The following is a 20,130-nucleotide window of genomic DNA, read 5'->3' on the forward strand; positions in this document are numbered from 1 at the left end:
TCATAGAGAAACCATCCGTTAAACAAACGAAGTTTGGGAGAACACCACGAGCGTATTCTCTTAAACTTCATTTTTATTTGTCCCAATGTAACGCGGATTCCTTTCATGCGCACATCTGATCAGCTGATTTTCGCTTTTTGGTGTCAAAAAACCGAGCCGTAATTTTACTTTGGTGGTATTTTACTTTGGTGGTATTGACGAAGATATTTAGCCAGGCTATATTATACATAGTAAATCTATGTATAAAGTTGTTCTAGGTATCAAGCGACGATGTAATTTGCGTAGATGATATGGGAGGTGCACAGTGAAAATAAACAAAGACCTGATGAAAGGAAGTACATCGATTCTGATCCTATCTCTTTTGGATCGGGAGGATATGTATGGTTATCAAATTGCCCACGAGCTGAAAATGCTGTCAAATCAAGTATTCGAGCTAAAGGAGGGAACCCTTTACCCCATGCTCCATGGACTCGAAAATGAGAAAGCCATCGAGTCTTATTGGTTTGATGCCGACAATGGAAAACGCAGGAAATATTATAGAATAACAGAAGCAGGTAAAACCCTCCTCTGCAATAAAAAATCCGAGTGGGAAGTCTATTCAAAAGCGATCAACTCTGTGATTGGAGGTAAGTGCTATGCATAAAAAGATATCATTATTTTTAAATGAGGTTTGCCAGCATATCAAGTGCAAAGCAGTTCACAAAGAGATCAGGGAGGAGCTAAGCGAACACATTTGTGATTTAATGGAAGAAAATATTGAAAAAGGGATTTCGGAAGAAAAGGCACTTGATCTGGCCATTTCTGCAATGGGAAATACTGGCGAAATAGGGGCAAAGCTTCATCGGCAGCACAAGCCGCAGACCGAATGGTCCCTTTTGATTCTGGTGGCTCTGATTACTGTAATTGGAGGGATTGTCCTTTATTCAAGCAGTCAATTTAGTGATGACAACACCAAGTTTTTAAGGCATGTCGTATCCATTCTAATCGGGATTGGCGTCATGTCAGTATTCTATTTTTATGACTATACAAAATTGGAACGAATGTCAATGCCGCTCTATTGTTCAGCAAGTATTTTGATTCTGTTCACGATGGTTGCAGGCATCCAGATGAACGGTGCCAAAAGGTGGCTTCCCATCGGCGGCGGATTTACCATTTCAGTACCGGAGCTTGCAAGCTTATTGTTTGTTATTTCATTTGCGGGTTTTTTAGAACGATATCGAGGCAAGGGGACCAGCGGCTCGTTAAAGATGATCCTGCTCGGTGCCTGCTCTCTGATGCTGCTAGTGATCATGCCGAGCATAGCGGCAGCGTTCATCGTGGCAATTACTTATGCTGTTTTGCTGATCGCTGCCGTGGCAGAGAATCATTTCAGCGGAAACAGAAAAAATCAGTTTATTCTGCTCTCTTCTACCGGCACTGTTTCTGTAGGATTGCTGCTATACTACATACTGTCGAATTCCAATCGTGTGGAGCGTTTCTTGGGCTGGCTCCCTGGTGGAACAGAGGTGGATTATCAGCAAAATCTGGCAGGCATATGGCTTTCTCTTTCCAAGTGGTTTGGCAAGACCAATGCTACCTATCAGGGGCATGGTTTGGGTATGATGCCCGATGTCACGGGGGAATATATCCTGATCAACGTAATTGCAACCCTCGGCTGGGCTGCAGGACTGATTTTAATCGCCCTGATCGGAATTTTTATTGTCAGAATGCTTCTGACAATAAAAAAGGTAAAACGTGGCTACGGATTTTGCCTGGCTCTGTCTGCCTGCACGATGCTATCTGCTCAGTTTGCATGCAATATCCTAATGAATTTTAGAATTTTGCCATCCATGGGCATTCCCATGCCGCTTGTGTCCTATGGCTATACGGGTTATATTGTCTGTATGGTCTATATAGGTATCATCTTGTCTGTCTGGAGAAGAAATAATTTGATCTCCTTCCAGATGAATCGACAGGCAAAGTTTTCGCAGAATAGCGTTTTTCGTATGGAAGACGGCAGGCTTATCATCGATTTTAAAGCTTGGAGGCATCATTGACTGACTTGAAATTTCCCTTATTTCTACAGTAATTGCAACGTGGGGCGTTTTTTGTTGTCTTTATGAATAACAGATCAATTATGAGAGGTGAATGATAGGAGGTAACTGGTGTGGATGATGAAAAAATTATTGAATTATACTATGCCCGTTCGGAAACCGCCATCCATGAGACAGCACAAAAGTACGGCACTTACTGCACTCGGATTGCGATGAATATTTTAGAAAACAAGGAGGATTCCGATGAGTGTGTCAGCGATGCCTATCTTAAAACATGGAATGCAATTCCTCCGCAGCGTCCGGTCGTCTTTCGATCGTTTTTGGGAAGAATCACGCGAAATTTATCGTTGAATCGTTATAAAGAACAGCACAGACAAAAGCGTGGGGGAAATGAAGTTCATTTGCTGCTCAGTGAACTGGAAGGCTGCCTTCCTTCCGAGAGCTCAGTGGAGTCTGAGTATGAGATGGGAAGTATTGCCAAACATCTTGACAGCTTCTTATATTCCATTGATACAGAGCAGAGAATCTTGTTTGTACGACGTTACTGGTATGTTGATTCGATCTCATCCATAGCGAGACGGTTTGATATTAGTGAGAGCAAGGTGAAATCCACACTGTTTCGTATCAGAAACAGATTGAGAGCCTATCTGGAGAAAGAGGGGGTTGTGATATGAGAAAGAACAGCGAGAAATTGCTGGATGAAATCAGCATGATTGATGATAAACTGATTGCAGAGGCAGATACTCACAGCTTGAAGGGAAAGCCCGGAACGAAGAAAAAGAATCAATGGATCGGGTGGGCTGTCGCTGCTGCAGCTTGTGCGGTGATCGCTTTGACCATTGGATTCCTCCCGATCGAACAAGAGCCCTCCCCAATCCCATCGCCGGAAAAACCCACGGTTCCATCACCGGGGCTATACCCAGAGCTCCCGATCCTTACCCTCAATGAGAACATGGGCGACTATGGCTTTGAAGGCTTTCTTGCGCATAACGCAAAAGAACTTTCCGGCGGAAATCCATGGTCTGAGGATGACAATATCACAACCCTGCCGGTGTTTCGGAATCCTGTAAGTTACGATCAAGCAGGAATGCCTGTTAAGGGACTGTCAATGGAGGAAATGAAAGGGGCTGCTCTTGATGTGGCAACTTCTATGGGATTAGACGTGAATTCCGCTTCTATAAACTTGCAAGAGGATGAAGTTGTTATTACCAGTGGTGATGTGGCCATCAAGACTGAAGCAAACGGCGCTGTTCGGATTGTTTTTGAAAATGGCATAAAGCTGCCGAAAGCGTACCGATTTACGTTCTATGATACTTCGGAGCAGCAAGCCAGGGAGGTTATGAACTATCTTCTGAAAGAATATCAGCACGTTAGCGGGATCAAATCTCCTTCACTGGATCTGTTTGGAGATTACAATATTTATGGACAGAGGACCTTCTCTTATGAGGCCTTTGAATCGGAGGGAAATATAACTGACAGAATACTGGGGTATAACTTCAACCGGATATCGTTTTCACCCGATGAGGACGGAAAGCTTTGGATCATAGATCGGCAGAAGGAAGATTTATCGAATAAACTTGGGGACTATCCCATTATAACAGTGCAGAAAGCGAGGGAACTCCTGCTCCAGAAAAAGTATCTTACCAGCGTTCCGGAAAAGATGCCAGGAGAGAAAATGATTGCTGGTGTGGAACTGATCTACCGAACGACCAGGTATGATGAGATCTTTATGCCCTATTATCGCTTCCTGGTGGAGCTGCCTACCATGAAAATCGATGGTGGACTAAAAACCTTTGGCGCTTTTTATGTTCCTGCAGTAGACGAAAGATATCTGGCGAATATGCCGCTTTGGAACGAAAACTTCAACTGAAAAGAGCCTTGTAATCCTGAAGAATCGGATCAATGATCCACCTTTAGACAGATCACGCCCCTGTTTTGGAAGAACAGGGGCTTTTTTTGCGGAAAAATAAGAGTAATTAGCTGAAATTTCAACGGTTTTGCTACAAGTTATTACAAAGTTACCCCTTAGAACAAATTATACTGACATTAGCATGCTATTTTGCTTACAAATGATGAGCAGCTTGTGCGAAGAAATCGTAAATTTGATTTCTACTGCAAAAAAGGGGTGATTGTAATGGAATTATTATTAGAAAATGTGCGAAACACGTTGTTTGGCAGATTCTCCAAAGGACCAAGGGAAGCGTCAAGGTCAGCTGCAGGACAGTATGCCGGGATAGCAGCAATTCTTCTCAGCTCTATCCTGCTGGGAAGGACAGCTCTTTTCTTTGCCGTTTTTCCCTGTGGAATTGCATTGATTACGGTGTTGTTACATAAGAGCAGAGCAAATATTTACACCATGCCTCTTGTTCTGGGAGGCCTTTTAACCCATTATGGGACAGGCTATGAGATTTGGGGAGATGCAATTGCAATTGTAATTTGTGGTATCTTGTTCTTTTTAACCGGAAGGTTAAAAATCAACCTTTTGATAAAAGCCTTCACAGCAGCAGCGATCATGGTATTGACAAAATCAATTTATTTCTTTACAACTCAGCTTGTTTTTATGTTTGATATTTTTATGATTTTCATTGAAGCGCTTTTAATTCTGGCATTTGTTTATGTCTTTCACCGCTTTTACGGACTGCTTGACAAAGGGAAAAAAAATACAGGAACCATGGCGGAGGGAATCATTGCTTCTGCGGCGGCTATTGTACTCATGGCTGGAGGGATTGGAATTGAGACAGTTTGGGTGTTTTCGCCAGTCTATTTCTTTGCCCTTTTTATTACACTTCTGCTGGGATACAAGATTGGAATTATGGAAGGAGGGGTTACCGGAATCGTTGCGGGAATGACTGCGGTACTCGTAACATCGGAGTCTCCTGCTCTCATCGGAATTTTTGCCTGCGCGGGGCTGACCGCAGGGTTTTTCAAGGGATTGAATCGGATCGCTGCAGGAATGTGTTTCGCAGCGGTATGCATCGCCTTTGGGCTGATCAAAGGATATCCTGAGCTTTATCTTTCCATATATGATCCGATTCTTGCGGCTTTTGTGTTCATGATCATTCCAAAGAGAGCAATGGGGCAAATCGAATTGCTTCTCGCAAAGATCAGGCAGGATCATATCTATGAAGAGCTGACTGCCCGGGATCGGATGCAGCTCACTTTAGGAAGATATCTGGACGCATTCGAAAAATTATCGTCTCTCTATAGTTCGAATCGCAATCGGAATAATATTATCGCACTGCAATTCCGCGGTATGGTCAAAGTAACAAAATCCATGATCGAATCGCTGGAACAGACCGATCCATGCATTCTCCCTTCAAAAGAAAAGTACCGTGTCCGTGTAGGTGTCTCAGGTTATGCCAAGGAACGGAATATTTCGGGGGATAGTTATATTTGTGCCGACCTGAAGGAAGGCGATTACATGATCGCCTTGAGCGATGGTATGGGTAAGGGAGAAAGCGCTTCGAGAGAAAGTGCGCTGACCATAACTTCACTTTATAACTTGATGAAAGCGGGCTTTGACGTAGAGCTGGCGCTAAAGACCATCAATTCTCTTCTGCTGTTTAAATCTACGGAAGAGATCTTCTCTACTGTGGATCTTGGCCTGTTCAATAAATATACGGGGAAGCTAAAGCTGTTTAAAATCGGTGCTGCGGCAACCTTTATCAAACGAGGTGATAAAGTCGAGACCGTCAAGGTTTCTGCGCTGCCCATGGGCATCGTCGACAGTATACGAATCAATCATATAGAATTTCAGGCGAGAAAGGGCGATGAGATCATCATCGTGTCCGACGGAATTACTGAGGCCGACAGAAATGACGGACAAATGGACTGGATTAGAGAGACCATCTCTGCAATCCGCTCAAAAGACCCTCAAACCATGTCTGACCTGATTATTAATAAAGCGGTAGAACGCTACGGCATCAAAGAGAAAGATGACATGACCGTCATCACCGCAATTATAAATTAGGGAGGCACTGATTCCTTACGTGCGTACAGCTGACCGTCTAATTACTCTGGAATATGGAATATAATGGTTGTTCTTGCATGATGGATTCGCTAGTGATAATATGATATCCGCTGTAATACCGAGGGGCAGCATTTTCGTTTGACAATAGAAGCCTTATCAAAGAAAATATGATAAAATTTCTGATTGGTCAACATAAGTTGTTCGAGGAACGCAGACAATAAATAAAACGGTATAACGGAGGATAAGAAAATGGAATTATGGATTACAGAACAGCAGAATGAGGACGTCAATTTTACCTGCAGGGTAAAAAGAACTATATACTCAGAAAAAACTGAATTTCAGCAAGTGGACATTATGGAGACGGAATATTTCGGAAAGATGATGGTTCTGGATGGCGTGATTCAGACCACAACCTTTGATGAATTCGTATATCATGAAATGATTGTTCACGTTCCGATGCTCTCCCATCCCGACCCAAAGAGGATTCTGGTCATCGGAGGAGGAGACGGAGGAAGTGTTCGTGAAATCATACGGCACAAAAGTGTGGAAAAGGTGGACTGGGTTGACATTGACGGCAGGGTGATCGAAATCTGCAAAGCCTATCTGCCGGAGTGGAATAGTACGGTTTGGGGCAGCCCGCTTGTAGAACAAAAAACCGAAGATGGACTGAAGCATATGAAGGAATCTCAGGGGATGTATGATGTCATTATCGTGGATTGCTCTGACCCTGTGGGGCCAGGAGAGCTTCTTTTCACCTATGAGTTTTATAAAGACATTTTCGGTGCGCTGAAAGAGGATGGTTTATTTGTACAACAAACCGAATCTCCTTTTTATCATAGAGAGCTGATCAAAAGAATCCAGAAGGACGTTAAGTCCATCTATCCGATCACCGGACTTTATACAGCAAACATTCCGACCTATCCCAGCGGGCTTCACTGCTTTACCATCGGTTCTAAGAAGTATGATCCGGCAAGTCCGGTTCGCTTCGCGGATTTTGAGCCTCGTTGGTACACGGCAAAGACTCATGAAGCCAGCTTTGTTCTTCCCCGGTTTGTCGAAGAACTGACCGAAACGGAGTACTAGCCTGCTTCATTATTGTATCTGTCCATCGTGGTTAAAACATGTTACAATGATTTAGGAAACGCTGATTCATTCCAACCAGCTGCGCACACCTGCCATTCAATCAGCGCGTATGGAGACCGCAGGCCGGCTGATGAAAGGAAGGACTGTTAAAACAACGGGATGATTAAGGATAAGGTTAAAGATACAATTGTAAAAAACAATCTGATTGAACATGGTGAGCACATCGTAATCGGACTCTCCGGAGGCCCCGATTCGGTGTGCCTTTTTCATATCCTTCAAAGCCTGAAGGAAGAATGGGATCTGGGAATTGATGCTGTTCATATTAACCATGGACTCAGACCCGGTGCAGCGGAGCAGGATCAAAAGTACACGGAAGACCTCTGCAAATCTTATCATGTGCCGTGTCATACCTTCATCTATGATGTAAAAAAGATTGCTGCTGAAACAGGGGCTTCCAGTGAAGATGCCGGAAGACAGGTACGCTATCAGTCTTTCGCATTAGTAGCAGAAAAAATTGCATGTGAAACAGGAAAAACAGTAAAGATCGCGGTAGCCCAGAACATGAATGATCAAGCGGAAACGGTTCTGATGAGAATTCTTCGCGGAACCGGTACGGAAGGACTCTGCGGGATAGAATATCTGCGAAATGACCCGGACAGAGGAACCCTCATCCGGCCATTATTAGATATCACACGGGAGGAAATAGAAGCGTATTGCTGCGAACACAAGCTGGAGCCGCAGATTGATCTTACCAATCTTGAGCCGCTTTACACAAGGAACAAGATCAGACTGGAGTTGCTGCCGTATTTATCGGAGCAGTTTAATCCCAACATCACCACGGTGTTAAACCGTCTTTCTGCGATTGCAAAAGAGGATAAGGCATATTTCAGCGGGAAGGTAAATGTTCTTATTGAAGAGCATGCTGAATTCGGATCGAATTCTGTGCGGATGTCGGTGAATCTTCTGAAGGAGCTTGAGCCTGCTCTCCGGCATCGTGTTGTGAAGGGCTTGTTTGAACGGATTGGTCTTGTAAGGGATATGGGCTCGGTTCATCTGGAACAGGCAGATGAACTTCTGATAGAGGGTAAAACCTCGGCTTCTACAGACTTTCCCATGGGGTACGGCATGAGAATTCAATATGGCAAGGTTGAGTTTTACAAGAAGGCGAAAACGGAAAAGAATTCTTTTGAATATGAAATAAATATTAACAAGGAAGGCAAAATACAAATCAGTGAATTAAATGCCGAAATCGGGGTAAAAATTCTAAGCAGACAGAATTGGGTTTCATGGAGAAAAAAAGAGAAGTTCGGTGGTAACAATGAAATTTGCAGCCTCAGCCTGGAGAAATTAATGGCTTCCCAAGTGACTCCGATTCTACGCACGAGAAAACCGGGTGATTATATCGTCCCTTTTGGTATGAGAGGACGAAAAAAACTGCAGGATTTCTTTGTTGATGCAAAAATTGACAAGCTGGATCGTGACCGGATACCCATCGTATCAATCGGTGCGGAAGTGATCTGGATTGTAGGCAGCCGAACCAGCGAGAATTTTAAGGTGGAGGATGCAACAGAACAAATCATTGTACTTGAATATTGCACAAAAACATGATAAAATTTTTTGACTGGGCAAAAAAACGTTCAGTACAATTAGAACAAATGTTAGAATTCTGCAGTAATGCTGCAGGTATAAATTTTCTGCAGAAGCAATACAATGCCATTGATTAATACATAATTATGGCGAAGCAGAGAGTCCAAGAAAGGGGAACAACAGACATTGAATAGAGTCGTTAAAAATTTGGGGATATATGTTGTAATCTTTGGATTGGTTCTGGCGATGGCATGGTTTTACCAGGGGACGCCGGAACAGGAAGTAAAGGAAGTTGACTTTTCCAAATTTGCAACTGAACTGAAGAACGAAAATGTGGAATCGATGACGATCAATGATCGGGTCTTGAACGGTACGCTTAAGAACGGAGATAAGATCGTTGCCTATGCACCGTCGGTTCTGGAAATTAATATGCTCAATGAGCAGTACATCTTCCCGCAGATGGAAGAGGGGAAGATTACGCTTAACAGTGATGAACCCAAAACAACTCCGTGGATTGTATCACTGCTGCCTACGATTATCATGGTTGCAATCCTGATCATCTTCTGGTTTGTTTTTATGAATCAGGGACAGGGCGGCGGCGGAAAGGTGATGTCTTTCGGCAAGAGCAGAGCCAAGCTTCACAAAGAAGACGAATTGAAAAAGGTTACCTTCGATGATGTGGCCGGGCTTGAGGAAGAGAAAGAAGAGCTTGAAGAGGTGGTTGACTTCCTCAAGAATCCTAAGAAGTATTATGCCCTGGGCGCAAGAATACCGAAGGGAATCCTGCTGGTAGGCCCTCCGGGAACAGGAAAAACCTATATCTCCAAGGCTGCTGCAGGAGAAGCGGGCGTGCCGTTTTTCAGTATCAGCGGTTCTGATTTCGTTGAAATGTTTGTCGGAGTTGGAGCTTCCAGAGTAAGAGATTTATTTGAACAAGCTAAGAAAAATTCACCCTGTATCATCTTCATCGATGAAATTGATGCTGTGGGAAGAAAAAGAGGCGCTGGCCTAGGCGGTGGTCATGACGAAAGAGAGCAGACCTTAAATCAGCTTTTGGTGGAAATGGACGGTTTTGGTGAGAATGCAGGAATTATTATCTTGGCGGCAACGAACAGACCGGACATTCTGGACCCGGCGCTACTGCGTCCCGGTCGATTCGACCGTCAGGTGGTCATTGGAATTCCGGATATCAAAGGAAGAGAAGCGATCTTCCGGGTACATTCCAAAAATAAGCCGCTGGATGAGTCGGTTGATCCCAAAGTCTTAGCAAGAAGAACCCCGGGCTTTACACCGGCGGACATCGAGAATATGCTCAACGAAGCAGCCTTGCTTACCGCAAGAAGAAACGGCAAAAAGATTCGAATGGATGAAATCGAAGAAGCCGTTACGAAGGTAATTGCAGGCCCTGAGAAGAAGAGCAGAGTGATCAGTGAAAGCGAAAGAAAGCTTACCGCATATCATGAAGCAGGTCATGCACTGGTTGCCAGAATGATGCCCAATACCGATCCTGTACATCAGGTGACAATTATACCGAGAGGAAGAGCCGGCGGATTTACAATGATTCTTCCGAAAGAGGATAAATATTACGCCACAAAGACCACAATGACGGAACAGATCGTTCATCTTCTGGGAGGCCGTGTGGCTGAAAAACTAACGCTGAACGACATCAGTACCGGAGCCAGCAACGACATCGAGAGAGCGACAGAAATAGCACGCGGTATGGTAACGAAATACGGTTTCAGTGAAAGACTGGGTCCTGTGAATTACAGCTCATCGGATGAAGTGTTCCTGGGTAAGGATTTTTCCACGAGAAAGAACTACTCGGAAGAAATGGCATCGGAAATCGACGAAGAGATCCGTACCATTGTGGAAGATGCCTATTCGACAGCAGAAAAGCTGCTGACAGAAAATATCGATATGCTTCACACCATTGCCAAGACATTGCTCGAGATTGAGACTCTTGATGGAGAGCAGTTTGAAGCGCTGTTCACAGGTGCAAAAACATCTAAGCAGCTCATCGAGGAAGTTCACCATATGGAACGAGCCATTGAAGAAGCCAATGCTTTGGAAGCAGCCATGGAACTGGAAGACGAAGAGCCTGCAGATGAAGAAAATGATGAACAGGAAGAGAGCGAAGCGGCAGGTACCGACTCAGATGAGTCAGATCCTGGAAGCATAGGACCTGAAGGAAAACGATAACTGAATTTTGGGGCAGGTAATTTACCTGCCTCTTTTATAGGAAACGCTTCCGTTGGCGTTTGCAATGGTGAGGTATAGTATGAAGGTAACAGTGAAAGATTGCCTGGAGCTTCCCGTATTTCAAAAGGCTGTGTTGATTGCGGGCAATCAGGGTTTGGATAACAGAGTAACCGCAGTTTCCTTTTTTGAAGCAGGAAGCCTAAGCAATCATATGGCCGATTTTCATAAAAAGAACGAGCTGGTTCTTACAGCATCGTTTTTTGATGTTCTCGGAGAGGAAGCTCAAATTCAGACGGTGCGATCCCTTGCAGATCATGGTGAGGCGGCACTAATCCTGCTAGCGCCGGAAACAAAGCTGGAATCTATGCCCCGCAGAGTCCTTGCGCTTGCCAACGAGCTAAAACTTCCAATGCTTGTAGTACCTCCTGAGCCGACAACCACATACAGCGACATCGTCAATGAGGTAATGGAGAAGGTTCTTTATGGGGACAACTTTGCCAACAGACTCATCAGCAACACCATTTTTCACTTGTTGAACTTTGAAAAGCACAGTAATTTCCAGTCAGCGGCCAGGGAGGCTGCTATCAACAATAATTTTCAAATGGTGATTCTGAGTGAGGATTTTAATCCAATTTTTTCGGTGGAAACCAGGCACAGAACCACAATTGCCGAAGCCATTCGTGAAGGTATTGAGCGGGATGTAGATAAATCGGCAGTTTATACCAGGATTGATATCAATGGTGCCCTGACCTATTGGGGGCCGGTTACCATAAACGGTGAAAAACATTATATGTTTATTGTGGATAATGAGGACTCCTACTCGCCGGGCGAAATTACAAAATTGGCTGAGATTCTGGAAATTGCTATGGGAATGTGGAAGTACAGCCCTGTCAAGGATGCGAAGGCAGAGTTTATAAAAGCACTTAGGCGAGGCAATAAGAGCTTGGCATATTGTCTGAAAGACGAGGCTATGTCTGAAGGTGCAGAGATTCTTAGTGTCTTCTGCATCACGGGAGTCGAACGGGATGACAGCCTGAAAAAAATCACCTCCTTCGAAAAACGAACGGGCTATGAGGTTTTGAAAATTCACGAGGGAGATGAAATCTTTGGAATGATTTTGAAACGGGATCATACCAAGTCCAGGGTTTCTTGCACAGAACTCTATCAGGAGCTGCCATTGGGACAAGGCGCTATGATTTTTCATGTGACTGGTCTAGATGGAATGGAAGGCTGCTCGGATGCTTTTCAGCTGATCAATGAAGCCTGGCCTTTTATTCAATACATTTTCCCCCATATGAATGTTTTTACTAAGTATGAACTTGCCCTGGCCAGCAATTGTATCAATATTTCCATCAAGAGTGATACGGTTAAGAAGAATTACATGGATTTAATCGCACCCTTCAAGACCTCAAAAGAAGGTAAGAGCAAGCAGCTGCTTGAGACTCTGGAAATATTTGTGCTTGATGCTGGGATGAATACATCGAAGACCGCAAAGCTCATGAATATCCATACAAATACGGTACAATACCGCCTGAAACGGATCAGAGAGATCCTTCAGGCAGATATGATGGGGACTTCCATTATTCCGGGACTTACTGTAGCCTTGGCGGTGGAACGAATTGAAAAGATAACAAGAATGCTGTAACTGACGTGATTTCGGAGAAAGAAGAGCCTTGAATAACCCAGCTATGAAAAGAACAATTACTTCAAGAATACTTATCTTATTGATGATACAAATCATTTTGCCACTGATTCAAATCATCCCTGTCTTTGCAGACGATCCGGCAGAGGCCGTCCTCTATGAAAGAGTGATTGCTCATGGCGGCGGTTCATACAAAGGTTATGAAACCACCAATTCACTAGAAGCACTGAATCATTCCATACGAAGCGGGTATCAATACATAGAATTAGATATGGAGCTTTCCTCTGACGGTAAAATCATTATGCTTCATGACTGGGATCGAACAGCGCTGCATTATTATGGGATGACATTTGATCAAAAAATCTCCTTTCATGATTTTCTGGCACTGAAAGTTCATGGCGAGTTTGAGGTACTCACCTTCGATAAACTCGTTCCAATCTTGAAAGCCCATAGAGAAGTTCGCATTATTACCGATACAAAGGGTGACAATCTGAAACTCCTGCAGACCATAGCATCGAAATATCCTGAAGTAACGAATCAGATCATCACTCAGATTTACGATTACGATCAGTGGGATGGGGCCAAAGAACTTGGTTTCGATACCATTATTTTCACCTTGTATACGATGGATGAAATCGATACAAAGCGACTGTCTTCCTTTGTCAAGGAAAAGGATATCTATGCTGTTGCCATGCCGGACTACGTCGCAGAGAAAGGGTATTGCACTGCTTTAGCAAAAGAGGGAATTCGGGTTTATGTCCATCCCGTTTCTGTATATGAGGATGCCATGTTGTATCTGAAGCAAGGAGCCTGGGGTGTGTATTCGGGAACACTTCTTCCTGAAGAGTTCGAAGGAGCTGAAAGAGATTACTACCTGGCGGTCTCAGAAAACGGCAGGCTCAGAAAATTGACAGATGAGAGAATCAAAGGTCTGGAATCTATTGTGATATACGGGCTGAAAGCGGGTGAAACAGGTACATTCTATCTGAATGACTCACCGGTTGCGGCATCGGCCACGGATCTTCTTGCTCTTTCTGAGGGAAAGCACAAGCTGATCGTGGAGATTCGCCATGGGAAGGCCAATCTGCAAAATTACAGAGCAGGACAAACCACAGGCAATCCTGCTGAATCAGAAATTAAGCTGGAATATTTGCTTTGGAAAGATTCTGAGGGACTTAGAATCCTACATAAAAAATATGAATATCGCCTGGAATCCATAAAAAGTGGAAAAGATTTTGACTCCATTGTCGCCAAATCCGATCTTACGGATGAACTTCGTGAGGTCATGGAGCAATCACTGATTGCAAAAAAGGGGGAATATTTATTCTACTTTCAAGGTAAAGCAGATACTTTTATGAATGGTGATGAGATTCTTCCTGTGCAGCAAAACCGAAGCGGCAATCTATTGCTGCCTCTGAGCACCGCAGTAAAGCGTCTCGGTGCAGCTTCCGTATCAATGGACAATCGGAAGGATATCAGCATCGTCTTGGGCGAGACACGAAATTTAATTATGGCAGATACCAACTTGGTCCGAAATGGACCATGGATTACCAGATTGAATCAGCCGGTGGTTCTGTATATGAATAAGGCGATGGCTGGAGGGGAATTCTACCAACATATCGCAGGTGTAACGTACTTTGAAGAAGGTGATCTGATCCTATTAATTCCCGGAGAGATTCATCCGGATAAGAGAAGCAGAAATCAAATGGTCCAGACTGCAGAAAAATTATTCTGAAAAACGCTCCATTAAATCTGCGCTTCTCTAAGAAAGGATAAGATTTGAGCAAGAAACAAACCTCAGCCTCCAACGCAAAGGAGAGGCCGCCAGAACATATGGTTCCGGCAAAAGAAATACCAGTCACAGAAATGGCTGTCGATCGAAAAGTAACGGTAAAGGAAAAAGCAAGCGCAAGGGAAGAACGAACAGCAAATCAGGAAACAGCTATCGATCAAGAAATGACGGTAACTCACAAAACGGCAGAAAAGAAAGGAAGTACGAAAATGAAATACTACAAAATATCTCATCTTGTAAAGTCAGAGGATTTAAATCACCACGGAACTTTGTTCGCAGGGCGTTCCGCCGAGTGGCTTGTGGAAGCAGCCTTTGTTGCTGCCGCATCGCAGCATGGAAGACCTCAGGATGTACTTTGCGTAAACATACATGGCTTTACATTTACAAAACCGGTTCAAAAGGGCGATATCATCACATTTTATTCAAGGGTTGCAAAGGTTGGAACAACCAGTATCACCGTATATGTTAAAGTCATGTCTGAAATTCACGGAACAACTCATGTAGACGGATACCTAACCTTTGTTTGTGTGGAGCCGGATACAAAACGTAAGAGGCCCCACGGGATCGTAATGGATGAGACTACCGATGAGGAGGAAATCCAGATCAGACAGAGAGCAGAGACGCTGAGCCATTAAGGAGCAGCGCCTCGAAATATAATGTATACAAGAGATATTTTGTTGTAAATTAAGCATATTTCATATATATTATCATTGATATGCTTATTTATAAGGGGAAATTTGCGATCTTTTCAACATTACAATCGAATAGTCGGCATTAGTGAAACTTTTATATAGATGCAAAACTAATTACAGGAGGAAGAATGTATGAACAAGCTTGAAGATCTTCGCACAAAAAAGGCAGCAATCGCCCTTGGCGGAGGACAGAAAAGAATTGATGCTCAGCACAAGCAAGGAAAGCTGACAGCAAGAGAAAGACTGGATCTTCTGTTTGACGAAGGCAGCTTCGTAGAAATTGACGTATTCGTATCACACAGATGCAACAATTTCGACATGGCCGATAAGCATGCTCCCGGAGATGGGGTGGTGACCGGTTATGGTACAGTTGACGGAAGACTTGTATTTGCTTATGCACAGGATTTTACTGTTCTTGGAGGTTCTCTCGGCGAATATCATGCGGAGAAGATCGTTAAAGTTCAGGGTATGGCACTTAAAATGGGAGCACCAATTATTGGTCTTAACGATTCCGGTGGTGCCAGAATTCAGGAAGGAGTCAACGCACTTTCTGGATTTGGAAAGATTTTCTACAACAATACGATTTCTTCCGGAGTGATCCCGCAGATCTCAGTGATCATGGGTCCCTGTGCCGGAGGCGCTGTATATTCCCCGGCCATCACAGATTTTGTATTCATGGTAGATAAGACAAGCCAGATGTTCATTACCGGCCCACAGGTCATTAAGACCGTAACGGGAGAGGACATCTCTGCTGAGAAGCTCGGCGGTGCTATGACCCATAACTCTATCAGCGGTGTTGCCCATTTCATAGGGAAAGACGATGCGGAGACCCTTGTGCAGGTAAGAAATCTCCTCAGCTATCTACCGTCCAATAATCTTGAGACAGCTCCGGTATATGCAACCGGTGATGATTCCAACAGACTGATACCGGAATTCAATGAAATCATTCCAGAGAATCCCAATAAGGCTTATGATATCTATGAAGTCATCAGAAAACTCGCAGACAACGGCGAGATTTATGATGTCATGCCGCATTATGCAAAGAATATCGTAACCTGCTATATCAGATTGGATGGTCAAACTGTCGGAGTAATCGCGAACCAACCCAAATTTGCGGCAGGCTGTCTCGACATTAATGCTTCAGACAAAGCGGCTAGATTTATTCGCAGATGTGATGCGTTCAATACGCCTCTTCTTACCATTGAGGACGTTCCCGGCTTCCTTCCCGGAACAGATCAGGAATATGGCGGAATTATCAGACACGGTGCGAAGATGCTCTATGCATACTGTGAAGCAACGGTACCGAAGGTCACAATGATTCTGAGAAAAGCTTATGGCGGTGCATACATCGGCATGTGTAATAAGGAACTGGGAGCTGATCTGGTGCTCGCATGGCCTAGTGCGCAGATCGCTGTAATGGGAGCAGAAGGCGCGGCAAACATCGTGTTCAAAAACGATATCAGCGCAGCGGCTGATCCAGTCGCCAAGAGGCAGGAAAAAGTTGCTGAGTACGAAGAAAAATTCAATAATCCTTATCGGGCTGCTGAAATGGGTTATGTAGACGATATCATCGAACCTGCGACGGCGCGACAGAGAGTCATCAGTGCGTTTGACATGCTTGCATCCAAGAGACAGTCACTGCCGGCTAAGAAGCACGGAAATATTCCGCTGTAAAAATGCGCCCAGCATATTGTTTAATGTTACAGAAAGGAACATGGTGACATAGATGGAATTAAGCTTGATGGAACGATTTGCCGATCCCGAGATGATTTCGGGATTGTCAAACAGCGAATTGATACAGGGTGCGCTGATCACGACCTTAATGGGAATGGGAACCACATTTGTTGTACTTACTCTTCTCTGGGCAATCATTGCATTTGTATCAAAAATCATCAATAAATCAGAAGGAAAGCCCAAAGGGCCAACCGCTGTACCGACCGCTCCAACTGCATCTTCTACCTCTGCTCCTGCAGCTGTGCAGACCACCACTGCATCAGCCGCCACAGGAACAGGAACGGAGCTGATTGCAGTAATTGCTGCAGCCATTGCTGCGCTGGAAGGCACCTCTCCCAATCGTCTGATCATCAGAAAGATCAGCAGAATTGCCGGAAACAGCACCTCTTGGAGCAGAGCCGGCGCTTCAGAGATCATTGATAGTCGAAAATTTTAATCTAAAAGGAGATCGTAACTATGAAAAAATATAACATTGTGGTAAATGGTATTTCATACGCAGTTGAAGTTGAAGAAGTCGGCACTGGTACAGCGTCTGCCCCTGCTGCAGCTCCGGCACCTGCACCAGCAGCAGCTCCAGTTCCAGCAGCGGCTCCAGCGCCTGCAGCAGCTCCAGCTCCAGCAGCGGCTCCGGCAGCAGCTCCTTCCGCAGGTGCTCAGGTGATCGAATGCCCCATGCCCGGTACCATCCTTGATATTAAAGTAAAGCCTGGCGATGCTGTTGCAGCTGGACAGGTTCTTCTGATACTTGAAGCTATGAAAATGGAAAATGAGATCATGGCTCCAGGCGCAGGTGTAGTTGATACCATTCAGGTTACAAAAGGTGCATCAGTGAATGCAGGAGATATCTTGCTCTCACTCAAGTAACCTCCATATTAACTTTTTTAATTTTAGGAGGTAGAAATAGAAATGATTTTAGCGACGATTCAAGAATTTGTACTGACGACAGGGATATTGAATATGGATTTGAAGAGCGGCATCATGATTTGTGTTGCCCTGATCTTCCTATATTTGGCTATCCGAAGAGGCTTTGAGCCCCTGTTGCTCGTTCCGATTGCCTTCGGCATGCTCCTTTCTAATTTACCGCTGACAGGTATATTTGAGCATACTGTAACGGCATTTGATGTATATATGGACCCCTCGAAAACCGAAACTTCGGGAGGGCTTTTCTACTTATTCTATTCCTTTAATAAGCTGGGGATTTTCCCTCCGCTCATCTTCCTTGGAATAGGAGCAATGACGGATTTCGGACCACTCATTGCAAATCCCAAGTCCCTGCTTCTTGGAGCAGCTGCACAGCTGGGAATCTTTACTACGTTTATCGGAGCAATTTTCCTTGGGTTTACTGCTCAGGAAGCAGCATCCATTGGAATCATCGGTGGGGCTGATGGCCCCACAGCCATCTTCCTGACTACGAAGCTGGCACCTCACTTGCTTGGTGCAATCGCTGTTGCTGCATATTCCTATATGGCGCTGGTACCAGTAATTCAGCCGCCCATTATGAAGGCTCTCACCACGAAAAAAGAGCGTATGATCAAGATGGATCAACTTAGAGTGGTGAGTCAGAGAGAGAAGATTCTCTTCCCTATCTTCGTAACGGTTGTGGTGGTTTTGATCCTTCCGCCAGCTGCTGCTTTGGTGGGTATGTTGATGCTGGGCAATCTGTTTAAAGAGAGCGGCTGTACAGCCAGACTTTCTGAAACAGCATCCAATGCCTTCATTAATATCGTGACAATCCTTCTGGGAATCTCGGTAGGAGCATCCGCTCAGGGTCCGACCTTCCTGGTTCCGGAGACGATAAAGATCATTGTACTGGGTGTGCTTGCATTTGCCATGGGCACTGCAGGAGGAGTCCTCCTTGGTAAACTGATGAATTTGCTGACAGGAGGAAAAATTAATCCGTTGATCGGTTCGGCCGGTGTTTCGGCAGTGCCGATGGCGGCTCGTGTTTCGCAGAAGGTAGGGCAGTCTGAGAATCCGACCAACTTCCTTTTGATGCATGCCATGGGGCCTAACGTAGCCGGGGTTATCGGTTCAGCTGTAGCGGCAGGCGTACTGCTTTCAATGTTTGGCTGATACTGATTGCTGAACAAAATCAATCCATATGTTGTTATAAAGACTGAGCCAAGGAAAGTATTGTTCAATCGATATTTTCAGGAATTATAAAAAACAAACGGGGGAGATTTGTATGACATATCTCCCTTGTTTTATTCTAAAAATTGCGTACGATACGCACAAAAGAGGAGGAGAATTTACCTTTGAGTGGTCTTTGGAACGAACTCTTTGCAGGAGTTCTCAATTTACAAATAAATCAAGTCATCATGTTTGCCATCGGTGGGCTACTTATTTACCTTGCGATCGCTAAGGAGTATGAGCCGATGCTGCTGCTTCCAATTGGGTTTGGAGCAATTCTGTGTAATATCCCGCTTTCCTCTGCAATAGGCGATGAAGGGTTTCTAACAATCCTGTACAATGCAGGGATCAAAACAGAGCTATTTCCTGTACTGATCTTTATTGCTGTAGGAGCGATGATCGATTTCAAACCGTTGATTCAGAATCCATTCATGCTGTTCTTCGGAGCCGCTGCACAGTTCGGAATCTTTTTTACGATGATGTTTGCCCTTGCGACAGGTCACTTTGATTTGAAGGAAGCTGCATCCATCGGTATCATCGGAGCGGCAGATGGGCCGACATCCATTTATGTTGCGAAGGAGTTTGCGCAGAACTACCTGGGACCGATCTCTGTTGCAGCATATTCTTATATGTCGCTGGTACCAATTATTCAGCCGCCGGTGATCAAGCTGCTGACAACAAGCAATGAAAGAAAAATCAGAATGAAATATACCCAGGTTGAGGTTCCAAGAGTTGTTGAAATCCTCTTCCCCATTATTATCACTTTGATCGCAGGTATTATTGCTCCAATGAGTGTAGCACTTGTAGGCTCCCTGATGTTTGGAAATCTTATCAGAGCCTGCGGGGTGCTCACCAGGCTCTCAAATGCTGCCCAGAATGAACTTGCAAATTTGGTCACATTGCTTCTTGGAATCACCATTGGTTCCACCATGACAGCAGGAGCATTCCTAAATTTGCAGACACTCATGATTATGGGTATGGGTCTAGTGGCATTTATCTTCGATACTGCTGGCGGCGTTCTTTTCGCAAAGTTCTTGAATCTGTTCCTGCCCAATAAGGTCAATCCTATGATCGGAGCAGCTGGAATATCCGCATTTCCCATGTCAGGCCGTGTCGTTCAGAGGATGGCCACAAAAGAAGATCCAAGCAACTTTATTCTGATGCAGGCTATGAGTGCAAATGTAGCGGGACAGCTTGGTTCCGTTGTGGCTGGAAGCTTGATCCTGGCACTGGTACCTGCGGTACTTGCGTCAATGTAATCGAAGGAG

Annotated in this window: 16 protein-coding genes; all 16 read left to right on the top strand. The window is 44.6% G+C overall.

Going from position 1 to position 20,130, the window contains the following annotated elements; all coding sequences use genetic code 11:
- Positions 1-304: 304 nt before the first annotated feature.
- The gene (locus FRZ06_19425) at positions 305-643 is read left to right on the top strand and encodes a PadR family transcriptional regulator (protein QOX65369.1); all 339 of its coding nucleotides are present in this window, start codon (positions 305-307) and stop codon (positions 641-643) included.
- Complete coding sequence (locus FRZ06_19430; protein ID QOX65370.1) at positions 636-2,036, top strand: FtsW/RodA/SpoVE family cell cycle protein; 1,401 nt, start codon at positions 636-638, stop codon at positions 2,034-2,036. The genes FRZ06_19425 and FRZ06_19430 overlap by 8 nt, the downstream gene beginning before the upstream one ends.
- A 110-nt stretch (positions 2,037-2,146) precedes the next feature.
- Entirely contained in the window at positions 2,147-2,707 is a 561-nt protein-coding gene (locus FRZ06_19435) for an RNA polymerase sigma factor (protein QOX65371.1), read from the top strand.
- Positions 2,704-3,903, top strand: coding sequence for a hypothetical protein (locus FRZ06_19440; protein ID QOX65372.1), 1,200 nt, complete (start codon positions 2,704-2,706; stop codon positions 3,901-3,903). The genes FRZ06_19435 and FRZ06_19440 overlap by 4 nt, the downstream gene beginning before the upstream one ends.
- 264 nt (positions 3,904-4,167) lie before the next feature.
- Positions 4,168-6,003 carry a SpoIIE family protein phosphatase gene (locus tag FRZ06_19445; GenBank protein QOX65373.1) on the top strand — a complete coding sequence of 612 codons (1,836 nt, stop codon included), beginning with the start codon at positions 4,168-4,170 and terminating at the stop codon, positions 6,001-6,003.
- Positions 6,004-6,252: 249 nt separating this feature from the next.
- Positions 6,253-7,086, top strand: coding sequence for a polyamine aminopropyltransferase (gene speE, locus FRZ06_19450; protein ID QOX65374.1), 834 nt, complete (start codon positions 6,253-6,255; stop codon positions 7,084-7,086).
- Positions 7,087-7,245: 159 nt separating this feature from the next.
- Entirely contained in the window at positions 7,246-8,694 is a 1,449-nt protein-coding gene (gene tilS, locus FRZ06_19455) for a tRNA lysidine(34) synthetase TilS (GenBank protein ID QOX65375.1), read from the top strand.
- A gap of 165 nt (positions 8,695-8,859) precedes the next feature.
- The gene (locus tag FRZ06_19460) at positions 8,860-10,872 is read left to right on the top strand and encodes an ATP-dependent metallopeptidase FtsH/Yme1/Tma family protein (protein ID QOX65376.1); all 2,013 of its coding nucleotides are present in this window, start codon (positions 8,860-8,862) and stop codon (positions 10,870-10,872) included.
- A 79-nt stretch (positions 10,873-10,951) separates the two neighbouring features.
- On the top strand, positions 10,952-12,517 hold the full coding sequence (locus FRZ06_19465) for a PucR family transcriptional regulator (GenBank protein ID QOX65377.1): 1,566 nt from the start codon (positions 10,952-10,954) through the stop codon (positions 12,515-12,517).
- 43 nt (positions 12,518-12,560) lie between these two features.
- A complete protein-coding gene (locus FRZ06_19470) occupies positions 12,561-14,249 on the top strand; it encodes a hypothetical protein (protein QOX65378.1) in 1,689 nt (562 codons plus the stop codon).
- 266 nt (positions 14,250-14,515) lie between these two features.
- The gene (locus FRZ06_19475; GenBank protein QOX66020.1) at positions 14,516-14,941 is read left to right on the top strand and encodes an acyl-CoA thioesterase; all 426 of its coding nucleotides are present in this window, start codon (positions 14,516-14,518) and stop codon (positions 14,939-14,941) included.
- A 189-nt stretch (positions 14,942-15,130) separates the two neighbouring features.
- The gene (locus FRZ06_19480) at positions 15,131-16,672 is read left to right on the top strand and encodes a methylmalonyl-CoA carboxyltransferase (protein ID QOX65379.1); all 1,542 of its coding nucleotides are present in this window, start codon (positions 15,131-15,133) and stop codon (positions 16,670-16,672) included.
- Between the two features lie 52 nt (positions 16,673-16,724).
- The gene (locus tag FRZ06_19485) at positions 16,725-17,168 is read left to right on the top strand and encodes a hypothetical protein (GenBank protein ID QOX65380.1); all 444 of its coding nucleotides are present in this window, start codon (positions 16,725-16,727) and stop codon (positions 17,166-17,168) included.
- A 20-nt stretch (positions 17,169-17,188) separates the two neighbouring features.
- Positions 17,189-17,596: a biotin/lipoyl-binding protein gene (locus FRZ06_19490; GenBank protein QOX65381.1), complete on the top strand. Its 408-nt coding sequence runs from the start codon at positions 17,189-17,191 to the stop codon at positions 17,594-17,596.
- 114 nt (positions 17,597-17,710) lie between these two features.
- Positions 17,711-18,805 carry a sodium ion-translocating decarboxylase subunit beta gene (locus FRZ06_19495; protein ID QOX66021.1) on the top strand — a complete coding sequence of 365 codons (1,095 nt, stop codon included), beginning with the start codon at positions 17,711-17,713 and terminating at the stop codon, positions 18,803-18,805.
- Between the two features lie 245 nt (positions 18,806-19,050).
- Positions 19,051-20,121: a sodium ion-translocating decarboxylase subunit beta gene (locus tag FRZ06_19500; GenBank protein QOX66022.1), complete on the top strand. Its 1,071-nt coding sequence runs from the start codon at positions 19,051-19,053 to the stop codon at positions 20,119-20,121.
- The last annotated feature ends 9 nt before the right edge of the window (positions 20,122-20,130 follow it).

This window comes from Clostridiales bacterium (genome assembly GCA_015243575.1).
Lineage (GTDB): Bacteria > Bacillota > Clostridia > Peptostreptococcales > Anaerovoracaceae > Anoxybacterium > Anoxybacterium hadale.